17 protein-coding genes and 1 tRNA gene are annotated in these 18375 nt (G+C 67.8%); 10 read left to right on the top strand and 8 right to left on the bottom strand.

The features are described 5' to 3' along the window. The first annotated feature begins 47 nt into the window (after positions 1-47). Positions 48-1343, top strand: a complete 1296-nt coding sequence (locus ACFC14_RS13805) for an O-acetylhomoserine aminocarboxypropyltransferase/cysteine synthase family protein (protein WP_376105513.1) — start codon at positions 48-50, stop codon at positions 1341-1343. Then, on the top strand, positions 1340-2653 hold the full coding sequence (locus ACFC14_RS13800; RefSeq protein ID WP_376105511.1) for an LLM class flavin-dependent oxidoreductase: 1314 nt from the start codon (positions 1340-1342) through the stop codon (positions 2651-2653). Before ACFC14_RS13805 ends, ACFC14_RS13800 begins: the two co-directional genes overlap by 4 nt. A 23-nt stretch (positions 2654-2676) precedes the next feature. Here the strand turns inward: ACFC14_RS13800 and ACFC14_RS13795 are convergent, their stop codons facing one another. Further along, the gene (locus ACFC14_RS13795) at positions 2677-3681 is read right to left on the bottom strand and encodes a TerC/Alx family metal homeostasis membrane protein (protein WP_376105508.1); all 1005 of its coding nucleotides are present in this window, start codon (positions 3679-3681) and stop codon (positions 2677-2679) included. A gap of 262 nt (positions 3682-3943) precedes the next feature. Between ACFC14_RS13795 and ACFC14_RS13790 the strand changes: the two genes are divergently transcribed. Together ACFC14_RS13790 and ACFC14_RS13785 are read left to right on the top strand one after the other, a co-directional pair. Further along, positions 3944-4504, top strand: a complete 561-nt coding sequence (locus ACFC14_RS13790) for an RNA polymerase sigma factor (protein WP_376105505.1) — start codon at positions 3944-3946, stop codon at positions 4502-4504. Continuing rightward, positions 4501-5619: a DUF4349 domain-containing protein gene (locus ACFC14_RS13785; protein ID WP_376105502.1), complete on the top strand. Its 1119-nt coding sequence runs from the start codon at positions 4501-4503 to the stop codon at positions 5617-5619. The genes ACFC14_RS13790 and ACFC14_RS13785 overlap by 4 nt, the downstream gene beginning before the upstream one ends. Positions 5620-5731: 112 nt before the next feature. On the opposite strand, the gene ACFC14_RS13780 is transcribed toward ACFC14_RS13785, so the two are convergent. After that, positions 5732-5804: transfer RNA gene (locus ACFC14_RS13780), tRNA-Glu, on the bottom strand. A 149-nt stretch (positions 5805-5953) separates the two neighbouring features. Between ACFC14_RS13780 and ACFC14_RS13775 the strand changes: the two genes are divergently transcribed. Together ACFC14_RS13775 and ACFC14_RS13770 are read left to right on the top strand one after the other, a co-directional pair. Further along, a complete protein-coding gene (locus tag ACFC14_RS13775; RefSeq protein WP_376105499.1) occupies positions 5954-6592 on the top strand; it encodes an MBL fold metallo-hydrolase in 639 nt (212 codons plus the stop codon). Positions 6593-6594: 2 nt separating this feature from the next. After that, positions 6595-7497 (top strand): phosphotransferase, encoded by a 903-nt coding sequence (locus tag ACFC14_RS13770; protein ID WP_376105497.1) that lies wholly within the window; start codon positions 6595-6597, stop codon positions 7495-7497. On the opposite strand, the gene pepN is transcribed toward ACFC14_RS13770, so the two are convergent. Then, on the bottom strand, positions 7469-9955 hold the full coding sequence (gene pepN, locus ACFC14_RS13765) for an aminopeptidase N (RefSeq protein ID WP_376105494.1): 2487 nt from the start codon (positions 9953-9955) through the stop codon (positions 7469-7471). The genes ACFC14_RS13770 and pepN overlap by 29 nt on opposite strands. Before the next feature lie 50 nt (positions 9956-10005). Further along, complete coding sequence (locus tag ACFC14_RS13760; protein ID WP_376105491.1) at positions 10006-12462, bottom strand: hypothetical protein; 2457 nt, start codon at positions 12460-12462, stop codon at positions 10006-10008. Between the two features lie 144 nt (positions 12463-12606). Between ACFC14_RS13760 and ACFC14_RS13755 the strand changes: the two genes are divergently transcribed. After that, complete coding sequence (locus ACFC14_RS13755; RefSeq protein ID WP_376105488.1) at positions 12607-13104, top strand: hypothetical protein; 498 nt, start codon at positions 12607-12609, stop codon at positions 13102-13104. A gap of 23 nt (positions 13105-13127) precedes the next feature. Continuing rightward, complete coding sequence (locus ACFC14_RS13750) at positions 13128-14114, top strand: hypothetical protein (protein ID WP_376105485.1); 987 nt, start codon at positions 13128-13130, stop codon at positions 14112-14114. Here the strand turns inward: ACFC14_RS13750 and ACFC14_RS13745 are convergent. Together ACFC14_RS13745 and ACFC14_RS13740 are read right to left on the bottom strand one after the other, a co-directional pair. After that, complete coding sequence (locus ACFC14_RS13745) at positions 14080-15093, bottom strand: DNA topoisomerase IB (RefSeq protein ID WP_376105482.1); 1014 nt, start codon at positions 15091-15093, stop codon at positions 14080-14082. The genes ACFC14_RS13750 and ACFC14_RS13745 overlap by 35 nt on opposite strands. An 87-nt stretch (positions 15094-15180) precedes the next feature. Then, positions 15181-15675 carry a hypothetical protein gene (locus ACFC14_RS13740; protein ID WP_376105479.1) on the bottom strand — a complete coding sequence of 165 codons (495 nt, stop codon included), beginning with the start codon at positions 15673-15675 and terminating at the stop codon, positions 15181-15183. Positions 15676-15967: 292 nt separating this feature from the next. Between ACFC14_RS13740 and ACFC14_RS13735 the strand changes: the two genes are divergently transcribed. Beyond that, positions 15968-16258: a hypothetical protein gene (locus tag ACFC14_RS13735; protein WP_376105477.1), complete on the top strand. Its 291-nt coding sequence runs from the start codon at positions 15968-15970 to the stop codon at positions 16256-16258. 78 nt (positions 16259-16336) lie between these two features. Then, entirely contained in the window at positions 16337-16567 is a 231-nt protein-coding gene (locus tag ACFC14_RS13730; RefSeq protein ID WP_376105474.1) for a hypothetical protein, read from the top strand. Here the strand turns inward: ACFC14_RS13730 and ACFC14_RS13725 are convergent. Both ACFC14_RS13725 and ACFC14_RS13720 read right to left on the bottom strand, forming a co-directional pair. Beyond that, complete coding sequence (locus tag ACFC14_RS13725; protein ID WP_376105471.1) at positions 16560-17492, bottom strand: hypothetical protein; 933 nt, start codon at positions 17490-17492, stop codon at positions 16560-16562. The two genes, ACFC14_RS13730 and ACFC14_RS13725, sit on opposite strands and share 8 nt — an antisense overlap. A 60-nt stretch (positions 17493-17552) precedes the next feature. Further along, on the bottom strand, positions 17553-18365 hold the full coding sequence (locus ACFC14_RS13720) for a GIY-YIG nuclease family protein (RefSeq protein ID WP_376105469.1): 813 nt from the start codon (positions 18363-18365) through the stop codon (positions 17553-17555). Positions 18366-18375 lie beyond the last annotated feature (10 nt).

Raw genomic sequence — 18375 nt, 5'->3', positions numbered from 1 at the left:
ACCCGTCATGACACTCTGTTGACACCCGAACGACTGAGAGGCACCGCATGACCGTCGACACCGCCCGCTTCGCCACCCGTGCGGTCCACGCGGCGAGAAGCCGTGAGACGGCGTCCTCTCGCGCGACCCCGATCTACCTCACGGCAGGCTTCGAGTTCGATGACTTCGATCACGCAGCGGACCACTTCAGCACGGGCACCGGCTTCGGATACACCCGCACGGGCAACCCGACGGTTCGGGCCGTGGAGCGTCAGCTCGCAGCTCTGGAGTCGGGCGCGGACGCGGTGCTGGTCGCGAGCGGACAGGCGGCGGTCGCGACCGCCCTGCTCACCGTCGTGGGCGCCGGAGATCACATCGTCTCCTCCACCCACATCTATGAGGGCACCAGGGGGCTCTTCCTCGACAACCTGGCGCGTCTCGACATCGAGGTGACGTTCGTCGAGGAAATCTCCGACCCCGATCCCTGGCGTGCGGCGATCCGGCCGAACACGCGCGCGCTGTTCGCCGAGTCGCTCGCGAACGCGCGCAACGATGTGCTCGATGTGCGTGCCATCAGCGACATCGCCGATGATTTCGCAATCCCGCTGATCGTGGACAACACCCTGGCGACCCCGGCCCTGCTGCGACCGATCGAGCACGGCGCGGCGATCGTCGTCCACTCCGCGTCGAAGTTCCTGGCCGGCCACGGATCCGTCCTCGGCGGCGTGATCATCGACGACGGTCGCTTCGACGCCGAGCTCGCGGGACACAACGCGCCGCACCTCGTCCTTCCCGGACGCGGCGACGCGCCCAGCGTCTTCGCTCGTCACGGCGGTCGCGCTCGCATCGCCTATGCCCGGGAGTCGGTGGCACCGCGTTTCGGAGCGTCGCCGTCTCCGCTGAACGCCTTCCTGATCGGCCAGGGTGTGGAGACGCTCGGCCTCCGCGTGGAGCGTCAGTCTCGCAACGCCCTCCAGATCGCCCGATGGCTGGAACAGCACGACGCGGTCGAGAGCGTCGACTACGTCGGGCTCCCCTCGCATCCTGACCACGAGCTCGGGAAGCGGTACCTCGATGGCGGATCCGGTTCGATCTTCACGTTCACCCTGCGCGGCGGGCTCCCCGCGGCACGCCGATTCGTCGAGAACGTGCAGGTCTTCACCCACATGACCCATATCGGCGATGTCCGCTCCCTGGTCCTGCATCCAGGGACGACGAGTCATGCGCAGCGCACCGAGGAGGAACGCGAGGTTCTCGGCGTACGACCGGGCACCCTGCGTCTGTCGATCGGCATCGAGGACGTGGACGACCTCATCGCCGACCTGTCGCACGCGCTCCAGGGCGTGCGGGAGACGGTGGCATGAGCCGCCCCCAGCACTTCGGCTGGTTCCTGGCGCGCGGTTTCGGACCGCAAGGGTGGGGCTATCCCTCGCTCGACTGGGACTACGACTGGACGCGTCCCGAGGTGTATCAGGACGCTGCTCGCACCCTCGAGCAGGCGGGCTTCGATCTGGTCATCATCGAGGATGCGCCATCGTTGGGGTCGCCGTCCACGATCGATCTGCGGGTCCGCCACGCTTTCGGCGGCCCCAAGCACGATCCGCTCCTGCTCGCTCCGTACCTGTTCCAGGCGACGAGGCACCTGGGCGTGGTGCCGACCGTCAACCCCGCCGCGTACCTCCCGTACGCCGCGGCGCGCCAGTTCGCGACGTTGCAGCACCTGAGCGGGCATCGGCTCGGTCTCAACGTGGTCACGGACACCGGTAGCGCGCGGCACTTCTCGGATGCGCCGCAGCTCGGTCATGACGAGGCGTACGACCGGGCGGAGGAATGGCTCGCCGGCATCCGCGCCCTGTGGCACAGCTGGGGCGACGGCGCACTCGTCGCCGACCGAGAGACAGGCGTCTACGCCGACGGCGCGAAGCTGCAGCCGGTCCGCCACCGAGGCGAGTACTTCGCCTTCGACGGCCCGCTCAACGCCCTCCCGTTCACCGACGCGGATCCCGCGATCGTCTCCCCCGGCGGTTCCGGGCGCGGACTCGGCTTCGCGGGCGCGAACTCCGATGTCCAGCTCGCTCTGGCCCCGTTGAACGAGAAGTCCGTCCGCGACTACCGCGCCAGAGTGCACGAGGCGGCGAACGCGAAGGGGCGGCGGCCCGAGGACATCAAGATCCTGTTCGCCATCCAGCCCGTGATCGCCTCATCGAGCGAGGAGGCGGACCGCATCGTCGCCGCCTCCGCCCACCCCGACGACGCAGCACTGGTGCAGATCGCCCGCAAGCAGTCCAGCGACCTCGAGACCGACCTGACGTCGCTCGACCTCGACAAGGCGCTCGACCTCTCGATCTTCGGCGCCCACGTCTCGCGCGGAAGCATCCAGCGTCTGATCGGAGACCGCGGCGAGGATGCCCCGCTGCGCGCGCATCTGACGGCGCTCGCACGCACGGGCCGGATCACGGACCGCTCCGGCTTCGTGGGAACGGCCGAGGAGTTCGCCGACCTGATCGAGGAACTCGGCGAGTGGGGCAACGACGGCGTGCTGCTCTGGGGTGACTTCCACCCCGTCACTCTGCACCGCACGCTCGACGAGCTCGTGCCCGTCCTGCGCCGCCGTGGCATCCTCCGTCGCGAGTACGCAGACGGCGGCCTGCAGGCGAACCTGCGCGCGTTCTGAAGCGCGCAGGTCCGCCGCAAGGACTATTCGCTGAGCGCGGCCTTCTTCTCCGCGCGCTTGTCGCGCGAGGAGGCGATGAGACTCGCGACCGTCGCGATGGTCATCGAGGCCAGGATCACGCCGAGCGACACCATGTTGCTGATATCGGGAACCCACTCGACGTGCTCTCCGCCGTTGATGAACGGAAGCTCGTTCACGTGCAGCGCGTGCAGGATCAGCTTGATGCCGATGAAGCCGAGGATCACCGCGATGCCGTAGTGCAGGTAGCGGAGGCGATCGAGCAGGTCACCCAGCAGGAAGTAGAGCTGGCGCAGACCCATGAGCGCGAAGATGTTGGCCGCGAAGACGAGGAAGCCGTTCGTGGTGATCTCGAAGATCGCGGGGATCGAGTCGATCGCGAAGATCAGGTCGGTGACACCGATCGTGATGAAGACGATCACCATGGGCGTCCACATGCGCTTGCCGTTGACCGTGGTGCGGATCTTCGATCCGTCGTACTCCTCGCTGATGTCGACGCGGCGACGCAGCAACCGCACGATGAAGTTCTCACGCTTGACCTCGCCCTCGTGGTCGCCGTCGGGCATGGCCTGACGGATCGCCGTCCAGATGAGGAACGCACCGAAGATGTAGAAGATCGGCGAGAAGTTCTCGACGATCGCCACACCCGCGAGGATGAAGAGGCCACGAAGGATCAGCGCGATGATGATGCCGACCATGAGGACCTGCTGCTGCAGGCGTCGTGGTACCGCGAACTGAGCCATGATCAGGACGAAGACGAAGAGGTTGTCGATCGACAGGCTGTATTCGAGGGCCCAGCCGGTGATGAAGTCGCCGGCGTTCTGCCAGCCTCCGACATTACCCAGGAGCACCGCGAACAGCAGTGCGAGGCCCACGTAGAAGACCACCCACAGGGTGGACTCCTTCGTCGAGGGGATGTGCGGCCGCAGCCGGATGAGGAGCAGATCGCCGATCAGGATGATCGTGAGGACGACCATCGAGGTGATCTCGAACCAGACAGGGATTTCCAAGGGCGCACGGGCCTTTCGCGGAGGGGTCGGGAATCAGTCGAAAGTCTCTCCCCCGCACAGATGTGCGTCGCGCGCCCGGAGCAGCGATGACGGTGCTCGTGATGACGTTACGCGCGGATCCGGGATACTCCCTCTCGCCCGGGCAATGCTACCGGAGCCGTGGCGTCCCGGGTACAGCGAACACGCGAACGCGACGACCGAATCTGAGACGATGAGGCAGCGATCGACACTTCCCTGGTGAGAGACACCGAACGGAATCAGGATGCCCGTGCAGACGAGTGATCAGAAATGGGCGGCGCAGGCCGCGGCCGGCGACGAGAGCGCCTTCCGCGAGCTGTACCGCGCGCACGTGCGGCCGGTCTACTGGATCGCTCAGGGCATCCTCGCGTCGCCCGCCGACGCGGAGGACGTCGCCCAGGAGACTTTCATCGTCGCCTGGCGCAAGCTCCCCGCCCTCGAGCTCCAGGGTGAGTCGATCCTGCCCTGGCTGGCCACGATCTGCCGTTTCCAGGCCGCGAACCGGCTGCGCCAGCGACGCCGTGATCAAGCGCACACCGCCGACGCCGTCGATGAGACCCTGATCCCCGACTCCGTCAGCGTGGAAGAACAGGTCATCACGGCTGAGCTCGCCGCGCGGATCGCCGCCGAAGTGGGCACCCTGAACGATCTCGACCGTGAGATCTTCCGCCTCTGCGCATCCGAGGGGTATGCCTATCACGCCGCGGCCGAAGAACTGGGCATCACGCACGCGGTCGTCCGCAATCGTCTCTCCCGAGTGCGCACCAGGTTGCGCGGCGCCGTGAAGGAAGTGAGAGACGCATGAACGACCAAAGTCCCCGCAGCGATCTGCCCGTGCTGTCGGACGAGACCATCGCCCGCATGGAGACCGCCGTGTTCACCGAGATCGCCGCAGAACGCTCCCCTGCGCATCCGAAGTCCGAGCGCGCCAGGAAGCGCCGCCGGCGCTGGCTCACCGGCGCCGGCATCGCCGCCGCCTTCGTCGTCGGCGTCCTCGTCACTCCCCCGATACTGGGCGCCGTCGGCGGCAGTGCATCGTCGACGGCCGATGGGGAAAGCCTCCCCGGCGGCGTCTCGATGGACTCCTCGTCCTCATCCCCGGATCAGATGTCCGAGTCGGCACCCGAATCGCTTCCCGGGAATGTCTCCGACTCCGCCGTCGCCGGCAACGACAGTGCCGAGGCCGACCGCGAGATCATCGCGACCGCGCAGGCGACCGTCCAGGTGAAGAGCATCGCGGACGCTGCGTCGGCGATCGCCGCGCTCGCGGAGGAGCACGACGGCTACGTCGAGAGCACCGAGGTCGGGAAATCGGTCGCCCTCGACACCACGTCGGAACCTGCGCCCGCCGACTCGGCGTACGGCTGGATCAGCATCCGCGTACCGTCCGCGGATCTGCCGGAGGTGATCGCCGCGCTCGGCGAAACCGGTGAGGTCCTCTCATCGTCCACGACGAAGCAGGACGTGACGTCGGTTTCCATCGATCTCCAGGCGCGCGTCGATTCCACGCGGGCCTCCGTCGATCGTCTCACCGAGCTGATGTCGCAGTCGGGCAGCGTCTCCGAACTGATCGAGGCAGAAGTCGCACTGACCGACCGGCAGGCGCAGCTCGAGTCGTATGAGCAGCAGCTCGAGTCTCTGCAGGATCAGGTCGCCATGTCGTCACTTCAGGTGCAACTCACCCGGGAGACGACGGCCACCACCGCCGACCCCGCGGGATTCGCCGACGGTCTGCTCGCCGGATGGAATGGCCTCGTCGTCTCGCTCAACGCCCTCGTGATCGCGGTGGGCTTCGTCCTCCCGTGGCTCGCGGTCGTCGGTGTCGTCGTGCTGATCGTGTGGCTGATCCGCCGTGGGCGCCGGAACCGCCGACCCGCACCCCCGACGAGCGCGGAACAGGCGAGCCCCGAGGACGCCTGACGTCGTCGGGCGAAAACCCCGCGGAGGCCGCTTCCGATAACAGGAAGCGGCCTCTTCGCATGTGCGGAAAACAAGAAAGCCCCCGGCGAACCGGAGGCTTTCTCATGTTGTGTGACCCCAGCGGGATTCGAACCCGCGTTACCGCCGTGAGAGGGCAGCGTACTAGGCCGCTATACGATGGGGCCGTCTGGCGGACGTTTCCGTCGCGCGACAACCGTTCAAGTATGCCATGGCATTTCTCGGTCCGCCAAATCGACGCCACCCCGACCTGACTCCCGGGCGTGGCGCGCAGAATCCGTTTGCCGTGCGCCGGATGAAGGAGTTGACTCGTCTCATGCGCGTCACCAAGTTCGAACATGCCGCCCTCCGCCTCGATGTCGGCGGGAAGACCCTCCTGATCGACCCGGGCTCCTTCACCGCACCGCTGGTGGATCTCGACAGCCTGGTCGGGATCGTGATCACTCACGAGCACCCCGACCATTGGACCTCCGATCACTTCGACCGCCTCCTGCGCGCCGCGCCGGGCACGCCCATCTTCGCGCCGTCGGGGGTGGCTCACGCGGCAGAGGGGTACGACATCACCGTGGTCTCCCCCGGGGACTCGGTCGAGCTCGGCGACTTCTCGCTCCAATTCTTCGGCGGCACGCACGAGGTCATCCACTCGTCGCTGCCCGTCGTCGAGAACGTCGGCGTGCTGGTGAACGACGAGCTCTATTACCCCGGCGATTCCTATGCGGTTCCGGAAGGGATCGCGGTCGGCACGCTCGCCGCGCCGCTCGGGGCGCCCTGGCTGAAGATCGGCGAGGCGATGGACTATGTGCTCGCCGTCGCGCCGCGTCGCGCCTTCGGGACTCATGACATGACGCTCTCGGTCATCGGGAAGAACATGCACCGTCAGCGACTGCAGTGGGCGACCGAGCAGGGCGGCGGCGAGTTCTTCGTGCTGGAGCCCGGCGAATCGCTCGATCTCTGATCGTGGCGGACTCCCCCGCCGCCGAGCACGCACTCGACGAACACGGCGTCCGCGCTCTCATCCGCACCGTCGCGCCCGATCTCGCACTACTCCCCCTCACCCGCGTCGCGGAGGGCTGGGACAACGTGACCTGGCGCCTGGGCGCCGAGCTCGCGGTCCGCATCCCCCGTCGGGGCCTGTCGGCTCCTCTGATCTCGCACGAGCAGGACGCATTGCCGTTGATCGCGCCCCTTCTCGCCGCCGTGGACGTGCGCACCCCGCTGCCCGTGCGGGCCGGTTCGCCGACCCCGGTCTTCCCGTGGCCGTGGGCGATCGTGCCGTGGCTGCCCGGACAGCAGGCACTCGGCCTGGCGCGCGCCGAGAACGCCACGTGGGCCGCTCAGCTCGCGGTCGCCCTACTCGCGCTCCATCGATCCGCGCCAGCGGACGCGCCCCGCAATCCCGTCCGTGGCGTTCCGCTGGCGATCCGGGACGAGAGCATCCGCGACCGCCTCGACGAACTCCCCGCGGAGATCGCTCATCCTCTCGGACGCCTCTGGCGGACGGGTCTCGAGGCCGAGCCGTCGGCCGAGTCCGTGTGGATCCACGGCGACCTGCACCCGGGGAACATCCTGGTCGACGGCGGCAGGCTCTCCGCGCTCATCGACTTCGGCGACGTCACAGCAGGAGACCCCGCCTACGACCTCGCCGCGGGCTGGCTCGCCTTCGACCGGGCCGGGCGACAGATCTTCCGACGTGCCACCGGGGACCGCTACGACGACGCGACCTGGACGCGTGCGCGCGCCTGGGCAGCCGCCGTCGCGGCCATCTTCTGCCATGCCAGCGACGACCGCGATGACCTGCGCGCACTCGGCTTCGACGCGGCCGCAGAACTGATCAGCGAGGCAGCACTCCGCGCACCCTGAGCTCACGCGCGAGTTGATCGCGCTGCTCGACCACGAGGCGCCGGAGTGCTGCCGGTGCCTCCGGGTTCTCCGCGAGCCACCAGTCGACCTGCTGCAGCGACTCCGTCGCGGGGAACAGTCCGAGCACGAGCCGCCTCGCGATCTCGATGCTGCGATCCTCCCAGACCGACGCGATGCGGTCGAAGTACGCCGCGTCGAAGCCCGCGATGAGGTCGCGACGGCCGCCGGCCCGGAATCCTTCGATCTCGGCGTCGAGGTGATCGTTGCTGAGCGAGAGGTCGTTCCACGCGGAGTCCCACGCCTCGCGCCGCACGGCGGCGTCGGGGCGCGACGCCCGTGCGCGTCGCGCCGCCGTCCGTCCACTGCCCGTGTCATCGCGCTCCTGCTCTGCGCTGATGTCCGCGAGGTCGGCGTGCCCCGTCGTGACGAGCGCCGTCAGCAACTGCCAGCGCAGGTCGGGGTCGACCACGAGACCTGTGGGCACGTCGCCGTCGAGGAGGGCTCGCACCTGCTCGTGGTGCGCGTCATCGTATGCGGATGCGGTCGCGAGAGCCCGCGCCCACGACAGCTGCGCGTCGCTGCCGGCGTCGGCGGCCTGCAGTGTATTCCACACGGCATCCGTCCAGCTGCGCTGTTCTGCAGCACGGTCGTCGTCCGCGACGAAGTGCCGGATGGCGTACGCGGCGTTCGCGAGGACACCCGTCAAGAGCCCGATGTTGGACTCGGCGGGGCCGTGCCTGCGCACGATCGCCACGTACCGCGCTGCATCGAGCTCACCGTCTCTCGTGGCGTTCCACAGCGACGACCACACCAGCGCCCGCGCCAGGGGCTCCTCGATCTCCGAGAGCGACGCCTCGACCGTACGCAGCGACCGCTCGTCGAGCCGCGCCTTGGCATACGTGAGGTCGTCGTCGTTGAGGAGCACCAGATCGGCCTCGGGCAGGTCCAGTGGGGTCCGCTCGCCGATCACGTCGAGTTCCCGCTGCTCTCGCCGGACGACGCGCCCGTCCTGGCGCTCGTACAGGCCGATGCGCAGTCGATGCGGACGCGGATCGGTCTGCACGAGGACGACACGGCCCTCGTCGTCCATCTCGGTCCACAGCGTCGACACACCGGAGGTCTGCAGCCATGCCGCCGACCAGTCGCTCATGTCGCGGCCGGAGACGGCGCTGAGCTGCACCAGGAAATCGTCGAGCGTGGTGTTCCCGAACGCATTCGCTGCGAAGTACCGCCGAGCGCCCTCGAAGAACGCATCATCGCCGACGAAGGCGACCAGCTGCTTGAGGACCGCGGCGCCCTTGGCATACGTGATCCCGTCGAAGTTCAGCTTCGCGGCCTCGAGGTCGGTGATGTCCGCCACGATCGGGTGCGTCGTGGGCAGCTGATCCTGTTGATACGCCCAGGCCTTTCGGCTCGCGGCGAACTTCACCCAGGCGTCATGGAAACGGGTGGCGACGGCGGAGGCGTGCGCCCCCATGTAGTCGGCGAACGACTCCTTGAGCCACAGGTCGTCCCACCAGGTCATCGTGACGAGGTCGCCGAACCACATGTGGGCCATCTCGTGCAGGATCGTGTTCGCCCGTGCGGCCCGCTGCGCCTCCGTCGCCGCGCCGCGGGAGAGATACGACTCCGTGAACGTCACCAGACCGGGGTTCTCCATCGCACCGAGGTTGTACTCGGGCACGAAGATCTGGTCGTACTTGCCCCACGGGTACGGGTAGGCGAAGGCGTCGGTGAAGAAGTCCAGTCCCTGCCGGGTGACGTCGAGGATCTCGTCGGCCTCCAGGTACGGCGCCAGCGACCGGCGGACGAAGACCCCCAGGCTGATCTGCTGCTCGTCGCGCCGCCACTCGCCGTCGACACGCGTGTAGGGCCCGGCGGCGACCGCGGTGATGTAACTCGAGATCGGCAGGGTCGGGGTGAACTCCACCCGCTGCACTCCGACGCCGAGGTCGGTGTGCGCCGCGGTCTGGTTGGAGAGCACCTCCCACTCGGAGGGGGAATCGACGACGAAGGTGTATTCGGCCTTCATGTCGGGCTGTTCGAAGCACGCCATGACACGACGCGAATCAGCCGGCTCGTACTGCGTGTACAGGTACGTCTCGTCGTCGGCCGGGTCGTGGAAACGGTGCAGTCCCTCGCCGGACCGGCTGTACGCCCCGATCGCCTCGACGCGGACCACGTTGGAGGCGGCGAGTCCGGCGAGCGAGATCCGTGCTCCATCCCACACGACGTCCTGGTCGACGCCGTTCACCTCGACGCGGCGGACCTCTTCGCCGATGAAGTCGAGCCAGGTCGTCTTCGCCGTGGCGTCGAACTCGAGCGTCGTCACTGTCGGGAACCCGGTGCGCGCGCGCTCGGGGGCCCCCGTCAGGTCGAGTTCGACACGGATGCGATGCAGGGTGACCGCGGCGGATCGCGCGGCGGTCTCCTCCCGGGTGAGGTTGGCGGTGTCCATTCCTCCATCCTGGCATCCGGACGAGACGCGGACCGCCCCACCTTCACGCCTCAGCCACCGCGCAGGCGATGGCCGATCTCCGCATAGAGCCGCGCCGAAACCGCCGCCAGCGTCTCAGCCGTCGCGACGTCGCCCCGCAGAGCCGCGATCGACGAGAGGACGGCGTCGCTGCGCGCCACCTCCGCCCGATCACCGGTCGCCTCGGCGATGCTGCGCGCCTCCTCGGCGTGCCGCTCCGCGGCGTCGAGCGGGTTGTGGGCAGCCGTCGAGTCGCTTTCCGCAGCGCGCACCAGGATCTCAGCCAGTGAGTTCGCCGCCTCGGTCGCGATCAACGGCGAGCCGGCCCGTTCCGCCTCGCGCAGCGTCCGTTCGGCGATGGATCGCGCTCTCACGAAGTCGCCGGCGCGGCCGTCCATCCGTGCTTCCAGCAGGTCGAGGTCCGCCGAGGTCGCGAACTCCCCCGCCCTCTGCAGCGCCTGTCTCGCTGTCGCGCACAGCTCGCGGGCGCGCGCGTCGTCGCCCGTCGCCTCCGCCACCAGTGCCAGGGTCCTCCGCACGAACGGCAGGGAGTCGACGTTCGACTCGTCGAGCAGCCCTTGCAGCTCGGCGGCCGCGTCATCGAGCTGCCCGGTCGCCAGGAAGAGCAGCGGCCGGTTGCCTCGGACGACCGCGACGTTGAGGTCATCTCCCTCCTCCTGAGCCATCGTCAAGGCCACCGCGTAACGGTCGCGTGCCTCCGGGTAGCGGGCGAGGATGCGCAGCGTGTCGGCATGATTGCCGGTCGCCCGCCCTTGCACGATCCGATCCCCCGCGGCCCGCGCATGACGGATCGCGACCTCGTACGAGCGCAGCGCCTCGTCGAGATGGCTCATCCACCGCTGGACGTTGCCGATCTGATTCCAGGTGCGTGCGAGTGATGCCCCGGTCGCGATGCGTCGCACCCGGTGCAGAGTGATCAGCGCCTCGTCCAACCGCCCCAGCTTCTCGGCGCAGTGCGCGACGCCCAGTGCGATCTCGGGCACGAGGTCGAGCCCCTCCCCGCGCGCAGCGAGGTCATGCAGGCGCAGCGACTCGTTCCACAACGACCATCGGGAGAGGCCGGGGTGCGCCTCGATGGCGAGCTGTTCCACCGCGGAATCGGCCGCATGCTCGCGCGCCGCCGCCGCCACGGCGAGCACGGTCACGACCTCCCGCGCGGCATAGTCCGGATCCGAGCGGATCCGCGCCAGCACCGCAGCCGCTGCCTTCCGCACGAAGGCCCGGCGCTCCGAGGACGGACGAAGCGACCGCGATCTCTCCGCGGCGAATGCGAAGACGGTGGCATGGACGTGCACATGCCCGTCGCGGAGCTCCACGAGATGGCGCGCATGCAGGCCACGCAGATCCGCTTCGGCCGACGGGCCACCGGCAGCGACCAGCACCTCGGCGTCGATGCCTCTGTCCAACAGTGCAGCGTCCGCGAGCAGATCGGCCTCGCTCGGCGACAACGAGCGGGTGGCGGCTTCGAGCACAGGACGGATCCTCGCATCACGCGGCTCGTGCTCGAAGCGCGACGCGAGATCCTGGAACGACCACCCCCCGTGCTCCCTGACGATACCCGCGAGCATCACGAGGTCGAGCGGGAGGCCACCTCCGACGGCCACGATGCGTCCGAGCGCGCCCACACCGACGTCGGCCTCCGAGCCTGCGAGCGGCTCCGTCCGCTCTACCGGGATGAGATGCGAGAGGAGCCGTTGCGCGTCGGCATCCGTCATCGGCGGAACGACGACACGAGCGATGGTCAGCGTCTGCGGCCTCACACGCTGCTCGAGGTCGGCGAGGTCGACCCGCGAGGTGACGACGAACCGCACCCCCGGGACGATCAGGGCCGCAAGGCGTCGAGCGTCACCCGCATCCTCCACGATCACGGTCGTGCCGTGCGCGGCGACCTGCAGACTCTCGCGCAGGCGGGGCAGCTCGTAGGGCAGCGAACGAACGCCGAGGGCACCCAGCATGCGTCTCAGGATGTCGATGGGGTCGGCATGCGGACGGTCGGGCTCGGATTCGCGCAGGTGCACCGTGAGCACCGGTTCCGTTCCGATCAGCGCTGAGGCGAAGGTGCTCTTCCCCGAACCGGGCAGCCCGGTGAGAACGAGCACATCCGCCGCCGGCACCGAGGCGAGCAGCGCCTCGCGACCGATCTCCGCACCGGGAGCGTTCCGCGCAGCATGCGCCACCTCGATGTGCACTCCCGACCGCTCGCCGTTGAGCACGCGCGCCGTCTCGCGCCAAAACTCCGAATCGGTCTCCTCGCCGCCGAGGGCCCGGATGATGTCTCCGACGAGTCGATCGTCCACCCGTCTCCTTCCGGGACGGAAACAGTCGTAGACCGTGACCTTCGCCGGTTCCGCTCCTCCGCGCAGCCGTCCGATGCGCCGGGCGATCTCCGCGTACGAGGGGGATCCGGCATCCGTGCGCATCCGCCCCAACCCGCTGCAGAGCTCGTCGAGGGTGCGCGGGGCGGGCATGAGTCGAGCCTATGGCAGGCTGCGGCGGCACCTGCGCGGGGCTTCGTTCGGACTCGTTCGGGGTCCGACGGCGCCTCGACGCCGGCGCCTAGGCTCGCTCGACGGAGAGGCCGCCCGACCTCCCGGACAAGGAGAGACTCCCTCATGACGACACGCGCAGAGATCGCCGCGAAGCTCGACGACTTCGCGTTCCAGAAGGTGAACTTCGGCGGGTTCCTGATGAACAAGCGCGCGAAGAACTCGCACGCGCTCTGGACCCGAACCTCCGACAAGGGGGTCACGGAGTTGACCATCCTCACCACACGGGACTTCGGCGAGGGAAACGTGTACGACGTCGCCGCGTTCACCCTCGACGGAACGGTTCCCGCCGACGTCGTCGCCGAGCTCCGACAGCAGGCGGAGAGCGTGACCGAACGGATCAACCTCCGCGAGCACGGGTATGTGTACTCGTGCCTCGAGCCGTGGGACGGCGGGGGCACCATCTGGATCTCGAAGAAGCCGGAGTTCCGAGCGCTGAGCCGGATCGATCAGGGCATCTACGTCATCCCGATCCAGCGTCTCAACGGCCTGAACGAACCCCGCTGGCTCGCCTGGGCACGCGAGAGCGGCCAGCTGAACATCGCCATCGTCTACAAGCCCTGACGGTGCTCGCGCACTCGGACCCGATGCCCGCCCCGCACGCAGGAACCCGCGTGCGGGGCGGCGTCCGACTGATCAGCGCGTCGGCGGCCTACCTGGCGATCGCCGGCAGCGTCGCTTTCTACCTGCTGCCGGTCGGGTTCGGGCTCGACGGCGCCGCCCTGCTCCTCGCTCAGCTGGGGACGGTCCTCGCGGGCGCCGCACTCGTCGCCACCTCGACCTTCACGATCGTGCAGCAACGGCGGCGACGCGCGACCCTCGAAGCCATCGCGCACACGCTCGGGTGGACGTACCGCGCAGACGTCGGCGACCGGATCTGGGGCGGATCCATCGATGAGCAGATCGACCGCGGGAGCCGGACCGCCCAAGATCATCTCGATGCTCTCCACACAGATCTCCCGTTCGACAGCATCGAGCGCATCTTCGTCGTCGGCGATCGAGAGGGAGCGACGACACACACCGCGCGAGCGGTGCGCATCCCCCTCCCCGCGGAAGCGCCGAGGATCATGCTCCGTTCGCGACGGGGAGGCGGAGCGCTCAGCGTGCTTCCGCGGCGTCCGACCGGCCGCTCGCAGCTGCGGTTGGAGGGCGACTTCAGCGACGTGTTCGAGGTGTCCGTCCCGCACGGCTACGAGACCGACGCACTGTATGTGCTCACACCCGATCTGATGGCGATCCTTCTCGATGAGAGCGCCGACCTCGATCTGGAGATCGTCGACCGCACGCTGCACCTGTACCTTCCCGCGGTCGATCTCACCGATGAGATCGAGCTCCGCAGGTTCCTCACCGTGATCGCCGCGCTTCACGATCGGTTCGGACGGCGGACGCTGCTGTACCGCGATGAGGCCGCCGAACCGCTCGACCCGCAGTCCTACCGCCGCGAAGGCGACACCCTCGCGGAGCGCGCTCGGACCGTGGACACCCGTGTGCGATGGTGGCCGGTGATCGCCGCGGTGGCCACGCCACTCATCCCGATGCTCATCGCGGTCGTCTGGCTGCAGCTCGCCGGGTGACCTTCTTCGAGATCTCCGGCCCACCCAAGAGCCGTCGGATGGCCGTCTCCGGCGTCACCGAGAGGTCCAGCGTGCGTCCCCGTGCGTACTGGCGGAAGACCCGTGGATCGATGTAACTGCCGCGCGCGACGGCCGTCGTGTTCCCGAGCGCGGTCGCGGCCGCCTGCACGGCGAGTCGCTCTGCCTGGTCCCGATCCTTGCGCCGGTCGAGCTCACCGATCCGGGCGAGCGCATCGGCCGCGATCACCGTTCCGTGCAGGGTACGGAAGTCCTTGGCGGTGAAAGCCGCACCCGTCACCTCGCGGAGATACGTGTTGACCTCGGCCGGATTGATACGCACGCGGCGGCGACCGCGTCGATGGGCCAGAAGGAAGGCCGCCGACTTCCCCGCCGCGAAATCGGTCAGCGCGTCGGCGAGGGACTCGTCGGTAATCTCGATCGACGCGGTGCGGCCACTTTTCGCGGGGAAGGACAACGCCACGTCGCTGCCGGACACGCGCACGTCGCGCCGGCGGAGTGTCGTGAGTCCGCGGCTGCCGTGGCGCACGAGGTATCGCTCGGAACCGATGCGGAGCGCCGCGTCGTCGAGCAGGCGGAAGGCGATCGCCAGAGCGCGCTCCTTGGTCTGCCCCTCTTCCTTGAGCGCCCTGGTCACCTGAGCTCTGGCGCTGGGAAGCGCGGCGGCGAGGTCGAGTGCTCGCACGAACTTGCGACGGTCACGGCTCACGCGCCACAGCGGGTGATACAGGTACTGCTTTCGCCCCGCGCCGTCGATCCCCACCGCCTGGATGTGTGCGAGCGGGTCCGCTGCTATCCATACGTCATGCCACGCAGGCGGGATGACCAGATCGCTGATGCGTTCGCGATCCGCCTCCGGTGCGGTCTCGCCGGCGGGGTCGACATAGCGGAACCCCGACCCCGAGCGAACCCGCCGGAACCCCGGATCCTCATCCGGTGCGACTCGAACCAGTCTGGCCATTCGTGTTCCTCCCCTGACGTCGTCTCCGTCGAGGATGCAGGTCTCGCCAGGGCAGCGGTAGGGAGTGGCGTCGCGCGCTCCGCCGTGCTATTCGGCGTCGGCCGGCGAGCGTGCGAAGGTTCGGCGCATGTGATCACTCGTGAGGAAGTCGGCGATGCCGATCATGATGAGGCTGAAGATGATCTGCTCCGACACCATCCAGAGCGGGTACAGGCCGGGGATCGCGGCCATCACGAGCGTGATGACGGGGAAGATCTGGGCGAACAGTCGCAGCCGCTGATAGGCCCACCGCCAGCCGCGCTGCGCACGCCAGGCGAAGTAGAACAGCGTCGCGGTCATCGCGAGGACGACCAGTGTCCGCATCCAGACGGCGAACGAGACGGACTCCCCCTCGACCGCGAGCAGCAGTGCGACGGCGACGGCACCCACGCCTATCACGAGCTCGACGACGAGGAGCCAGAGGATCCAGGTGAATGCTCGCACCGTCTTGGGGTGAGTGCGGTCGGCCTCGCTGATCGCGACACCGGCCTGCCGTCCGCCCGCGATCCGGTCGAGACGGAGGAAGAGAGACTCCAGGGCCATGTTCGGAGCCTATTGCGTGCGAACCGCGCCGCCCTCGTCCGTTCGATGGATGTCGAGGCCGACACGGTCTCTGCCGCCTTCCGGAGTCAGCACCCGGAAACGACGAAACCCCCGCCTGAGCGGGGGCTTTCGTCTGGCTGACGTACACGACCTCTGTTCGAACCATTGGAATCTGCCGTTCACCCCTGATGAACTGCGGAAGCTGGCCTCCCCCGGCAACCGCGACGATGGTTCGAGCACAATGCCGTCGTACCGCGCCCAAGCGCTATCACTGCGGCTCTCCCCGGAAACCGTGGCAGAGATCGTTCGGCGATACGAGGAAGGTGAGAGCGCCCGGTCACTGGCCGAAACACATGGCGTCGCCGCATCGGCGCTCATCAGACTCCTACGCGAGAACAACGTCGTCGTGAAGAAGCGGAAGGTGACCGACGCGGAGGCGCGACGCATGGCGAACGACTACGAGGCGGGCTCGACGATGCGGGAACTTGAGGCGAAGTATGATCTGTCCCACGGAGCGGTCTTGAGAGCACTACATCGAGTTGGCGTCGAGATGAGGGCGAAGGCGCCACGCAAAGCACTGTGACAGTCAACTCCATGGGTGTCTCACGTTCACCTGGCTGTATTCGGCACAATGTCGCTGGTCACCCGTAACGTTCAACGCATGAAGATCAAGTTCGACCAGCGCGCTTACAGGAGGCTCGTCGCCGAGGCTGCAGCGTCCATCGATTCCGCCGACAGACGGTTTCGCCAGACTCACGCCGGGCTCCCGGTCGACGTGATCGTCGCCGACTTCGCAACGCATGGCCCCAAGGTAGACATCTCCGAGGCGAAGCTTCAGGAGTACGCTGCAGCCGTTTCCACCGGCGCCTCCTTCGACTGGGTGGTCAGCTGAAAAGCGCCACGAGCGCGAGTACCTGCATCGACAAGATGCCCCCGAGCGCGCCGGATGACACGTCTTTCAAGAAGCCGCCGAGCGTGATCAGGGCCTGTTTGGTGCGTGTCGGTTCCACTGCCGCCACTCCCTGCCGGGCGTCCTCGACCATTTGCGCAACTTTTTTCGACTCGTCGAAAGTAAGCGCGCCGATCGCCTGCGTCACCGCATCGAGCACGGAAGACACCTTTTCGCCCCATGCAGGGTCGCTGACCATGAGCGTCTGATTCACCTGTGAGCTGGCGATCGAGACGTTCGCAGGTCCCTGCACATGCGTCTCGAAATGCTGGGTCGGCGCCGGATACACGGGGTCATGGACGGACCGCCCCTGCTCGACGGCGTGCCGGCCCTTCGCGGTGATCCGCGGACGCAATGGCGCTGAGTACTGCCAGGCCTCCGGCCCGTCAATGTACGCGCCTTCCTTGAGCCGCGCCCCTGCCTTCATCAACTCTTCTGCGGTGTAGACGACGCCGTGAAAGTTCGCGCCGCTGCGTAGGAAGTCATCCGGTGTCGGTCCGTGGCCATTGACCTCGATCTCCTCGTACAGCCAGCGCAAGTAGTCGTCCTGAAGTTGGCGACGTCGAAGAACCACATCGCGCCGCGCCTTATCGAAGCTCTCCGCAGCAGACTTCCCTGCAGGCAGGACAAAGACCCCGTTCAGACCGGCCAAAGAGTGGTGTGCCGTGACCAGGCCCTCCTCGTCGAGCAACTCAAGCTCGTTGACAACATCGTCGCGACTCAAGGCAAGCTCGGCTTCGCCGATCTCGGCGATACCGTCGGTAGTGACAAACTCGCGGACTTTGCCGCCTGCTAGCCCGATAACACCTACGAGCAGGCGCAGACGCCGTACACGAGCTTCAGTCGGCAGCGCCGCAGTAATAGTCATACAACCGAGTGTAGGAACGACGACTGACATTCCCCCTAGTCGCGGGCGAGTCGCCGTCCGTCAGTTCCGATTGAGTCCGTGCCGGCGACTGTCGAGCGCGACCTTGAAGTGACCCTCCGAAGCATCGATTGCCGACGTCGGCGTGGACGGATCAAACACGCGCAGCAACGAGTAACGGAAGCTCGATGGATCGAGCCCTCGCAGTTCGACGTTGCCGCCGTGTCCGTTCGTCGCGTACACGGTCCAGCGCTGGCGAATGTTCTCTTCGCCGTCGGCCTTGCCGACGTAGTGGCGCCCATCGCGGGTATCGGTGATTAAGTAGATGCCGACCACCGACGACAGCGCGGTACGCCAGGAAGCGTAGCGATGCTCGCGCATGACCGCCTGGAGCTGCGCGTAATCGAGAACGAGACGGTCGAAGCCGGGGAACGGCACCGGCTCTGCGTCGGCGATACCCATCACCGGATAGCTGGCTGCTGTGTTGGCACGCATCCACCAGGTACGCGGTGAACGCCAGCCGATGACAAGGCGCCCACGCAGATCCGCCATGTGCTCGGATACGACCATGTCGAAGATCCTGCGCACGCCGTCGTTGGCGATCTCACCGCCGTTCTCGACTACGGCCCACAGCCGAGCCTGGTCACCACCCTCGCGGATGAAGACGACCCAGTAGCGGGGCGGCACCTCAGGGAACCGTCGTGTGTTCGCCGACTGGTTGCGCGTGTACTCGAGGATCTCCTCGTCAGTCGAGTCCGCATGGATACCCGAGATGCCGCTGTCCTCGTGCTCGCGCACATAGGCGTGGCGGATCACCAGCGAGTCCGACAGGTCAATGCCCGCGTCGAGCAGGATCGGTCCGAGTGTCAAAGCCACGAGCTGTCTT

Origin of the sequence: Microbacterium sp. NPDC055988, from assembly GCF_042269505.1 — a bacterium.
Taxonomy (GTDB): Bacteria; Actinomycetota; Actinomycetes; order Actinomycetales; family Microbacteriaceae; genus Microbacterium.
The sequence above is the reverse complement of the archived record's forward strand: the minus strand, read 5'-3'. Positions and strand labels throughout refer to the sequence as shown.